The 10,099-nt window shown below is 63.0% G+C and carries 11 protein-coding genes; 8 read left to right on the top strand and 3 right to left on the bottom strand.

The window, feature by feature from the left end; all coding sequences use genetic code 11:
- The 3 genes from I5W_RS21605 to I5W_RS21595 form a co-directional block, all read left to right on the top strand.
- Positions 1–940, top strand: a 940-nt coding sequence (locus I5W_RS21605) for a hypothetical protein (RefSeq protein WP_252717168.1), incomplete at its 5' end; no start/stop codon positions are given.
- 142 nt (positions 941–1,082) lie between these two features.
- Positions 1,083–2,495: a sodium:proton antiporter gene (locus I5W_RS21600; RefSeq protein ID WP_044530776.1), complete on the top strand. Its 1,413-nt coding sequence runs from the start codon at positions 1,083–1,085 to the stop codon at positions 2,493–2,495.
- 48 nt (positions 2,496–2,543) lie between these two features.
- A complete protein-coding gene (locus I5W_RS21595) occupies positions 2,544–3,524 on the top strand; it encodes a 2-hydroxyacid dehydrogenase (protein WP_044530775.1) in 981 nt (326 codons plus the stop codon).
- Positions 3,525–3,627: 103 nt separating this feature from the next.
- Here I5W_RS21595 and I5W_RS21590 read toward each other — a convergent pair whose 3' ends face one another.
- Both I5W_RS21590 and I5W_RS21585 read right to left on the bottom strand, forming a co-directional pair.
- Complete coding sequence (locus tag I5W_RS21590) at positions 3,628–3,885, bottom strand: acyl-CoA-binding protein (RefSeq protein WP_017454214.1); 258 nt, start codon at positions 3,883–3,885, stop codon at positions 3,628–3,630.
- 20 nt (positions 3,886–3,905) lie between these two features.
- Positions 3,906–4,262: an FKBP-type peptidyl-prolyl cis-trans isomerase gene (locus I5W_RS21585; protein WP_017454215.1), complete on the bottom strand. Its 357-nt coding sequence runs from the start codon at positions 4,260–4,262 to the stop codon at positions 3,906–3,908.
- A 312-nt stretch (positions 4,263–4,574) separates the two neighbouring features.
- Between I5W_RS21585 and I5W_RS21580 the strand changes: the two genes are divergently transcribed.
- The 5 genes from I5W_RS21580 (at position 4,575) to I5W_RS21560 (ending at position 9,266) form a co-directional block, all read left to right on the top strand.
- A complete protein-coding gene (locus I5W_RS21580) occupies positions 4,575–5,558 on the top strand; it encodes a YVTN family beta-propeller repeat protein (protein ID WP_044530774.1) in 984 nt (327 codons plus the stop codon).
- Positions 5,559–5,613: 55 nt separating this feature from the next.
- The gene (locus I5W_RS21575; protein WP_017454217.1) at positions 5,614–6,444 is read left to right on the top strand and encodes a polysaccharide deacetylase family protein; all 831 of its coding nucleotides are present in this window, start codon (positions 5,614–5,616) and stop codon (positions 6,442–6,444) included.
- Positions 6,445–6,526: 82 nt separating this feature from the next.
- The gene (locus I5W_RS21570; protein ID WP_017454218.1) at positions 6,527–7,513 is read left to right on the top strand and encodes a sterol desaturase family protein; all 987 of its coding nucleotides are present in this window, start codon (positions 6,527–6,529) and stop codon (positions 7,511–7,513) included.
- Positions 7,513–8,358 (top strand): EI24 domain-containing protein, encoded by an 846-nt coding sequence (locus tag I5W_RS21565; protein ID WP_017454219.1) that lies wholly within the window; start codon positions 7,513–7,515, stop codon positions 8,356–8,358. Before I5W_RS21570 ends, I5W_RS21565 begins: the two co-directional genes overlap by 1 nt.
- A 101-nt stretch (positions 8,359–8,459) precedes the next feature.
- Complete coding sequence (locus I5W_RS21560) at positions 8,460–9,266, top strand: competence/damage-inducible protein A (protein WP_044530773.1); 807 nt, start codon at positions 8,460–8,462, stop codon at positions 9,264–9,266.
- 90 nt (positions 9,267–9,356) lie between these two features.
- On the opposite strand, the gene I5W_RS21555 is transcribed toward I5W_RS21560, so the two are convergent.
- A complete protein-coding gene (locus I5W_RS21555; protein ID WP_017454221.1) occupies positions 9,357–9,920 on the bottom strand; it encodes a phasin family protein in 564 nt (187 codons plus the stop codon).
- Positions 9,921–10,099: the final 179 nt, after the last annotated feature.

The following is a 10,099-nucleotide window of genomic DNA, read 5'->3' as shown; positions in this document are numbered from 1 at the left end:
GCGCCAGGTGTTCCAGATCAGGCTTGACGAGGGTGCCATCGATGCGGCCATCGCAATGGGAAGGCAGGGCTTGAAGAAGCCGCTCTTGTTCCGTCATGTGCGCACGGCACGTCTAGGCAGCATGATCCGTCATCGCGGCTTCCCGCGCCTGTTCATGCTGCTGCTCATCACGCTGGCCGCCAGTCTTGGATTGCTCGCCTCGGCGCTGATGCTGCGGCATGGCTGGCACAACATGGGTGTGCGTTATGCCCTGGCCTGCCTGGTGGCGTATCCAGGCTTCCTGTTGTTGCTGTGGATATGGCTGTGGCTGCTGCGCCGACGTGATCGGCGAACCGCCAGTGCCGCCAGCCTGGCCGGTGTGACAGCAGGCAGCGCTGGACGGCCGCCCTCAGGTGTCCTGCCCGAGCAGGGTGAACGGCGGCGCAGTGACGACTGCGGGAATGGATCTGAATTCATCAGCGATGTCCCCGTCAATTTTTCCCTGCCCCGCCCTGTGCGTCACTGGCAAGGGGGCGGTGGCAGCTTCGATGGCGGCGGCGCCAGCGCCAATGTCGACTTCGATCTGGTCGATGGCACTGAGGCCGGCAGTGGTGCCAGCGGAATGCTGGATGGCGTCGATCTGGGCGAGGCGCTGGGCTTGCTGATCTTTGCCGTGTCGGTGGTCTCGCTGATCGCGGCCGCGCTTTATTCCGTCGTCACGCTGCTGGGCGTGGCGCCCGTGCTCTTTTCCGAACTGATCTTCGATGCTCTACTGGCTGCGGGATTGTATCGGCGCTTCGGTTACCGCAGCGACCGGCACTGGCTGGAAACCGCGCTGCAGCGGACCTGGCGGCCCTTCCTCGCGGTGCTGCTGATGGTGACTGCGAGCGGACTGTTGCTGTCCTGGGCCTGGCCCGATGCAGTCACGTTGGGTGAGGTCTGGCGCCAGCTGCGCAGCTGATGTACTGACACCTATACGTGGAATTTTTTCGGTCACTTCGGAGGCGGTCATGCGGCTGTTATAGTGTGGCTCCTCCTGGCTGTATGTGTATGTAGTTCGTCGTGCGACAGCCAACTCCTCTATTTGCCATCAGGACCTTCATTTGCAGATCAGAGCTTTCACAATTTGCCTATCCACTCTCGCAGCACTGCTGCTACCTGCCGTCGCGCAAGCCGCCGAGCTGGACGGCGCCAGCCTTTCCCTGGCCTGGGCCTTGCCCTTTGCCGGCGTGCTGCTGTCCATCGCGGTGCTGCCGCTGATTGCCCCGGCCTTGTGGCATCACCATTTCGGCAAGATCGCGGCGGCCTGGGGACTGGCCTTGCTGCTGCCCTTGGCCAGCGTCTATGGCAGCCATGCTGCGCTGGCCATCAGCGTGCACGCGCTGGTGGCCGAATACCTGCCTTTCATCATTCTCCTGAGCGCACTCTTCACCGTGGCCGGTGGCATCTGCGTGCGCGGCAATCTGCATGGCACGCCGGCCGTCAATACCGGATTGCTGGCGCTGGGTACCTTGCTGGCCAGCGTCATGGGCACTACCGGCGCGGCCATGCTGCTGATCCGTCCGCTCATCCGTGCCAACGATGACCGCAAGCACACCGTGCATGTGGTGGTGTTCTTCATCTTCCTGGTGGCCAATGCCGGCGGCTCCTTGACGCCGCTGGGCGATCCCCCGCTGTTCCTGGGCTTCCTCAAGGGCGTGGACTTCTTCTGGACGACGCGTTACCTGCTGGGACCGATGCTGTTCCTGTGCATTGCGCTGCTGTCGATCTTCTACCTGCTGGACCGCTACTTCTACCTCAACCGCGAGGAGCGTCGTGCGCTCGATCCCACGCCTGATTCCTCGCTGCAACTGGAAGGCAAGCTCAACTTCCTGCTGCTGCTGGCGGTGGTCGCCCTGGTATTGATGAGCGGGTTGTGGAAGCCGGGCGTGGCCATCGAGCTGATGGGCGTGCCGCTGCAATGGCAGAACCTGCTGCGCGATGGCGCCTTGCTGGTGGTGATCGTGCTCTCGCTATGGCTCACTCCCAGCTCGGCGCGCCAGGGCAATGAATTCGGCTGGGGACCGATGCTGGAAGTGGGCAAGCTCTTTGCCGCCATCTTCCTCACCATCGCCCCGGTGATCGCCATGCTGCGCGCGGGCGAGCAGGGCGCCTTTGCCGCTGTGGTCAAGGCCGTGACCGGACCCGATGGGCGGCCCGACGATGTCATGTATTTTTGGATGACGGGGTTGCTGTCATCCTTCCTCGACAATGCGCCGACCTACCTGGTGTTCTTCAACACCGCGTCCGGGGATGCGCGTGAATTGATGGGGCCCCTGGCCTCGACGCTGGCGGCCATTTCCGCCGGTGCCGTCTTCATGGGCGCCAACAGCTATATCGGCAATGCGCCCAACATGATGGTCAAGGCCATTGCCGAGGAACGCGGCATCCGTATGCCCAGTTTCTTCGGCTACCTGGCCTGGTCGGCGGGCATCCTGGTACCACTGTTCATCGTCATGAGCTTGCTCTTTTTCTGATCCATTCATTCCGACACACCCCCATACCAACGACAACACGAGACCCTTATGAAACCCAAGATCTTCGTCGCCCGCGCTGTCTTCCCTGAAGTCCTGGCCCGCCTGGAGCAGCATTTCGAGGTCGAATCCAATCAGGATGACCGCATCTACACAGCCGATGAACTGCAGGCCAAGACGCAGGGCAAGGAGGGCCTCTTCACCACCCCCAGCGAGCCGGTCACGGCGGCGCTCCTGGCCGCCAACCCGCAATTGAAGGCAGTCTGCAACATGGCCGTGGGTTACAACAACATCGACGTGGCCGCCGCTACCCAGGCCGGCGTGATGGCCACCAATACCCCCGATGTCTTGAACGAGACCACCGCCGACTTCGGCTGGGCCCTGATGATGGCAGCCGCCCGCCGCATCACCGAATCCGAACACTTCCTGCGCGCCGGCCAGTGGAAGAAATGGAGCTACGACAGCTTCGTCGGCCCCGACATCCATGGCGCCACCCTGGGCATCATCGGCATGGGCCGCATCGGCCAGGCCATTGCGCGCCGTTCGCTGGGTTTCGACATGCAGGTGCTGTACCACAACCGTTCACGCCTGGCACCGGAGCTCGAAGCGCGCGCCAACCACGCCCGTTACGTCAGCAAGGAAGAACTGCTGCGCCAGGCCGACCACGTGGTGCTGGTGCTGCCGTATTCCAAGGAAACCCACCACACCATCGCCGCGGCCGAACTGGCGCTGATGAAGTCCACTGCCACCCTGACCAACATTGCCCGCGGTGGCATCGTCGATGATGCTGCGCTGATTGCGGCGTTGCGCGAAGGCCGCATCGCTGCGGCCGGGGTGGATGTGTTCGAGAACGAACCGGCCTTCAAGCCCGAATTCCTGGCGCTGTCCAATGTGGTGCTGACCCCGCATATCGCCAGCGCTTCCACCCCCACGCGCCTGGCCATGGCCAACTGTGCGGCCGACAACCTGATTGCCGCCTTGTCGGGCCAGCGTCCGCCCAACCTGCTCAACCCGGACGTGCTCAAGGGCTGATCCGCAGTCGCCGCGATCAAGCAAAACGGGCGCACCTGCCTGGCAGGTGCGCCCGTTTCACGGTCCGGCTCTGGCTGTCGCAAGCGGCAGCACGGGGACTGCATCAACCCTTCAGTTCATTGAAGATGTCGATGTATTCCTGTTGCGCTTCGGCTTGCGGCTTGCCCTTCAAGGCGGCCCAGGCGTCGAACTTGGCGCGCGCCACGAAGTCGGTCATGCCGGGGCGTTCGCCCTGCACGTCACCGTTGCTGCCTTGCTTGTAGAGGCCGTACATCTTCAGCAGGGTCATGTTGTCGGGACGCTCGGGCAGGCTCTTGGATTGCGCGACGGCGGCTTCGAACTGTTCTTGCAGGGTGCTCATGGGTCTCTCCTCCCGCTGGCTCAGACGGCCAGCAGTTCGACTTCGAAGATCAGGGTGGCATTGGGCGGAATCACGCCGCCGGCGCCACGGGCGCCATAACCCAGGCCGGCCGGGATGATCAGCTTGCGGATGCCGCCGACCTTCATGCCCTGTACGCCTTCGTCCCAGCCCTTGATGACATGGCCGGCACCCAGCGGGAAGGCGAACGGATCGTTGCGGTCCTTGCTGGAGTCGAACTTGCTGCCGGCCGTGCCGTCGGTGTTTTGCAGCCAGCCGGTGTAATGCACCGTGACGTGGCTGCCGGCCTTGGCTTCGTCGCCCGCGCCAATGTTGATTTCTTCATATTGCAGCCCGGAAGCTGTCGTAGTGATGGACATCTGTTTCCTTTCGGTAAGAGGATGGGTGGTCGGCTGATTTGCCGAGTTCCTGAGCCAGGCTGATGAGGCGAGATGCTCCGCGGAAACATTCTGTGCGCCAGCCTTTGTCGGCAGTGCCGAAGCGCTGCTGGGGCGGGCGTCCAGGCTTCCGGTGGCGAGGTGCGACCGGAACGGCTGGCAGTGTAAACCAAAAATCTAGAATTTTTTCATATTGCCTCTGGGGGTTGTCAGCGGGATGCTTCTGACAAGCGTTAAGCCGCGAGGACGTGCCTCGTGCACGATGAGATCAGGCATTTTTGAGTAAAGTTCTTCATGTTGCGTCGATTCAGCCAACTTTTATCCCTTTCCTTGCGTGCAGCCTGTGTCTCGGCCGTCCTTGCGGCCTCGGCGCACGCCAATGTGGTGGTGGTGCTCAATTCCGGCGATGCCTCGGTGTCGCTGCTGGACGAAACCGGCGAGAAGGAGCTCTCGACCTTCTCGGTGGGCAAGGAGCCGCACCACCTGATGGCCACCCCCGACAACAAGTCGCTGATCGTGGCCAGCGCCACCGGCAACCAGTTGCTGTTCCTGGATCCCAAGACCGGGGCCGTGCAGCGCAAGCTGCCTGACATCATCGATCCCTACCAGATCGGCTTCACCCCGGACCAGAAATGGTTCGTGGCTACCGGCCTGCGCCTGGACCGGGTCGACGTCTATCGTTATGACGGCCACGACCTGAAGCTGTCCAAGCGCATCCCGCTGGCCAAAACGCCCAGCCACATCGCCTTCGACAATGACAGCACCACCGCCTTCATCACCCAGCAGGGCAGCGACCAGGTCAGCGCCATCGACCTGGCCACCCAGCAGGTCAAGTGGACCATGCCGGTGGGCAAGCTGCCGGCCGGCATCATCATGACCCCCGACAACAAGTACCTGCTGGTGGGCATCATGGGCGCCGATTACGTGGCCGTGGTCGACTGGCGCACCCAGAAGGTGGTCAAGAAGATCAAGACCGGCATTGGCGCGCACAACTTCCGCGGCCAGGGCGACAAGCGTTTCGTCTATGTCTCCAACCGCGTGGCCAACACCATCAGCGTGCTCGATATGCACACCCTGGAAAACGTCGGCACCATCAAGGTACCGGGCGGCCCCGACTGCATGGAAGTAACCTCCGATGGCAAGACCATGTGGGCCACGCTGCGCTGGGTCAAGAAGGTGGCCGTGATCGACCTGGCCAGCCGCTCGGTGACCAAGGTGATCCCGGTGGGACGCTCGCCGCATGGTATCTATCTGTACAACCGCGCCCCTGATATCTGAGCTTTTAATTCTGAACTCTGATATCTGAGGATCGCTCACCGCTGACGGCCTATCGATGATGCCACCCATCTCCAAGCATTCCCTGCGCGGCCTGTGCCTGTTCGCCATCCTGGCGGCCGGCCAGGCCGTGGCGCAATCGGCGGCGCCTGAAGCTACTGCCGCCCCCGCCTGCAAGGGCAGGATCTACCTGACCTTCGATACCGGCAGCCAGTCCCAGGCCGAACTGATCGAACAGACCCTGCAGCGCCACCACATCCACGCCACCTTCTTCCTCGCCAACGAAAAGACCATCCACGGCGATTATTCGCTGGACCCGGCCTGGGCGCCGCTGTGGAAGCGCCTGGTGGCCGAGGGCAACGCGTTTGGCACGCATACCTTTGACCATGTCTACGTGGTGCGCGACCTGCCGGGCGGCAAGATCGAAGTGCGCCCGCAGTTCGGCGCCCAGGCCGGCAAGAAGCTGCAATGGACCCCGGCCCAGTATTGCGAAGAAATGAAACGGGTCGATGAACGCTTCCAGCAACTGACTGGCCACAAGCTCGATCCGCTGTGGCGCGCCCCCGGCGGACGCCTGACCCCCAACCTGCTCAAGGCTGGCCAGGCCTGCGGTTATGCCCACGTGGCCTGGGCGCCGGCCGGTTTTTCGGGCGATGAACTGCCCAGCGACAAATTCCCCAACGCGATGCTGCTGAAAAAGGCGCTCGACGGCCTCAAGGATGGTGATATCTTCCTTGCCCATATGGGCATCTGGTCGCGCCAGGATCCGTGGGCGCCGGCCGTGCTGGAACCCTTGATCAGCGGGCTGGAGCAGAAGGGCTTCTGCTTTGCCACGCTGCGCGAGCACCCGGCCTATCGCCACCTGTTCGTGGCCGGCAAGGAACACTGAAGCCAGCCGCAAGTCCAAGCCGGCGCCGGCCCAGGGGAGGGGAGTCGGCGCTGTCACCGTCACACCGTATCAAGCCTTATCCATGATCCAGACCATTTCCGACCTCTTTGCCGCCGTCCAGGGCTGGCTGTTCCAAGCCGTGGTGCAACCGCTGGTGTTTTTCATCGGCATGGGGGAATTCGTCGAAGAAGCCTTCACCGGCACCGAATTCGTCCTGGTGGGTATCTGCGAACTGGTGATCCTGTTCCTGATCCTGCGCCCGCTGGAGTCCATGATCCCGGTCCATCCCATCACCGACCCGCGCGCGCGCTGGAACGACTTCATCTACACCGTACTGCAGCGCCTGGGCATCATCCCCATCATCGCCTTCCTGCTGCTGGACCCGGCCCTGTCCTATCTGTCCGAGGCCCTGCACCTGGAAGGCTGGGGCACCTTCAACCTGGACCAGATCTGGCCCGGCGTGACCGACCGCGCGCTGGTGAGCTTCCTGCTCTACATGGTGGTGCTGGACCTGTGTGAATATCTCTACCACTGGGCCCAGCACAATGTGCGCTGGATGTGGGCGCTGCACAGCCTGCACCACAGCCAGCAGAACATGAACCTGTGGAGCGACGACCGCAACCACATGCTGGACAACCTGGTGCACGACATCATCTTTGGCCTGATCGCCGTGCTGATCGGCGTGGAGCCCTCGCAATACATCCTGCTGGTCTCGCTCTCGCGCATGTTGCAAAGCCTGCAGCACGCCAATGTACGCATCCATTTCGGCCGCATCGGCGAATACCTGCTGGTGTCGCCGCGCTTCCATCGCACCCACCACGCCATCGGCCTGGGCCATGAAAGCCGTGGACGCAATTCGCTGGGCGGGCACAACTTCGCGGTGCTGTTGCCGATCTGGGATGTGCTCTTCCGTACCGCCCACTTCAGCCAGGGCTTTGCCATGACCGGCGTGCGCGACCAACTGCCACCCCCGGCCGGCAAGGGCCGCGACTATGGACGCGGCTTCTGGGCGCAGCAGTGGCTGGGCTTGAAGCGCCTGGTCGAATTCACCCGCAGGAAGCCCCGCTGATGCGCTTGTTCCTGGCTTCCTTCGGCCGCGCCTTGCTGGCGCAACTGCACATCCGCATGTTGTGGCTGACGGTGCTGCCCTTCGTGGTCTCGTTGGCGCTGTGGGCAGTGTGCCTGTGGCTGGGACTGCAACCCATCATCGACTGGTTGCAAGCCTATTTCGTCGCCAATAGCATGTTCGGCGAGATCGGCAGCATGTTGGCCTGGTTCGGCATGAGTGCGCTGAAAACCGTGCTGGTGCCGCTGCTGGCGATGTGGACCCTGCTGCCGCTGATGATCCTCACCGCCCTGGTGTTCGTGGGCCTGTTCACCATCCCGGCCATCGCCCGCCACATCGGCGCGCGCCACTATCCCATGCTGGAGAAGCGTCATGGCGGCAGCGTCGCCGGCAGTCTCTGGACTTCGCTGTGGTGCTTCGCCGTCTTCACCGTCCTGTGGCTGGCCACGATCTGGGTCTTCCTGATCCCGCCGCTGGCCTTCGTCGTGCATTCGCTGTTGTGGGGCTGGTTGACTTATCGCGTCATGGCCTATGACACCCTGGCCGACTACGCCAGCGCCGAAGAGCGGCGCGTCGTGCTGCACCTGCATCGCTGGCCGCTGCTGCTGGTGGGCACCATCGCTGGCGCCCTGGGGGCGGCTCCCACCTTGCTGTGGCTGGGTGGGGTGCTGTCGGTGATCCTGCTGCCGGCCCTGGCGGCGGTGGCGATCTGGCTGTATGTGCTGGTGTTCGTGTTTACCGCCCTGTGGTTCCAGTTCTACTGCCTGGAAGCGCTGCTGCGCTATCGCAACGGCCAGGCCCCCGATGGCCCGCCCGCTGGCGAAGTCATCGACGTGACACCCGGTTGACGCGCAACACGGCAGGGCCGGGCAGGGTGGTCGCTGCCGTGGTGCAGCCGAATCGGGCATAATCGCCGCAGTGTTTCATCAACTTTCGGGCAGACAGACTCATGGCATTCGGACTGATCATCATCGGCGACGAGATCCTCTCGGGGCGCCGCATCGACAAGCACTTCCCCAAGGTCTTGGAGCTGCTCAGCCAGCGCGGCCTGCAACTCTCCTGGGCCGAATACATCGGCGATGAGCGCGAGCGCATCACCGCGACCTTGAAGCGCACCCTGGCCAGCGGCGACGTGGTCTTCTGCACCGGCGGCATCGGCGCCACGCCCGACGACCACACTCGCCAGTGCGCCGCCGCCGCGCTCGGTGTACCGCTGGCACTGCATCCCGAGGCCAAGGAAAAGATCCAGGAACGCATCGCCGACATGGCCCGTGAAGCGGGTACCACGCCCGACTTCGAGACGGCCGACAACCTGCATCGCCTGAAGATGGGCGAATTCCCGCAAGGCGCCTCCATCATCCCCAATCCCTACAACAAGATCCCCGGCTTCTGGGTGCGCAACACCAGCGGCGAGGGTGCGCATTACTTTGCGCCCGGTTTCCCGGTGATGGCTTGGCCGATGTTCGAGTGGGTGCTGGAAACCCATTACGCCGACCAGTTCCACCGCCAAGCCTGGGCCGAGCGCTCCATGCTGGTGTTCGAGGCGATGGAATCGACCCTGACCCCGCTGATGGAAGCCATCGAAGCGCAATTCCCGCAGGTGAAGGTGTTCAGCCTGCCGCACGTGGGCGATGCCCAGACCCGCCGCCACATCGACCTCGGCGTCAAGGGCGATCCGGCCCAGGTGGAAGCGGCCTTCGCCCGGATGCAGGAAGGCTTGCGCGCATTGCGGGCTGAGTACCAGCTCAGCGCCTGAGCCTCATCGCCTGGTTCATCCAGCGCAGGCGACAGGCGAAAAAAATGCCCCGGAGATCCGGGGCATTGTCGTCCGTAGGCTAGCTGCGGATTACTTCTTGGCAGCGCGGCTGACCTTGGCACCGGCCTGGGAGATTTGCTCCACGGCGTTGGTGACGTTGGCTTCCAGCACTTCGGCGGCTTGCTTGGCGTTCTTGGTGAACTGTTCGTAGCCAGCGCTCAGGTTGCCAATGGTGGACTTCAGGATCGAGATGGCTTGCTCGGAACCGGCCGGCGCATTCTTGGCGGCTTCGTCGATCAATGCCACGACCTTGCGGTTGACTTCGGCGATCTGGGCTTCGGCAGCCTTGGTCAGTTCAGCCTGGGTGCTGGAGAAAATGCCGCTCAAGTGACGGCCATAGGCCACCGACTTTTCCAGCGTCGGCTGGGCGTGCGAGCTGGTCAGGGTGAAGAATTCCTGGGGATCCTTGGCCGCGAACAGCTTCTGGGCAGCGGCCTGGCTTTCTTCGAGCGAGGACTTGGCGGCCTTCAGATTCAGGTCCACCAGTTTTTCCACGCCTTCAAAAGTCTTGGCCGCCAGCTGGCTGAACAGCGCGAGTTGTGCTTCGGCGTTGGCTTTGGCAGCAGCGGAAAATTGCTCGGTGTAGGTCGTCATGTTGAAACATCCTTCTCGTTGATGGGTTGATGAACAAGGCAGCGACTGTGATTGCTTACGGACCAATCTGTTATGAAAGGTGGATCTCCGATGTAATTTCTTCTTTGAATATGATGCGATGCATGCCGCGTGATCGTCCCAGCCTGTATGAAGAAGAACGCGAAGCCTTGTGCGGGCCT

The sequence above is a fragment of the Herbaspirillum sp. B65 genome (assembly GCF_000333555.1).
GTDB lineage: Bacteria > Pseudomonadota > Gammaproteobacteria > Burkholderiales > Burkholderiaceae_D > Herbaspirillum > Herbaspirillum rubrisubalbicans.
Note: the sequence above shows the minus strand (reverse complement) of the source record. Positions and strands in the feature narration are given on the sequence as shown.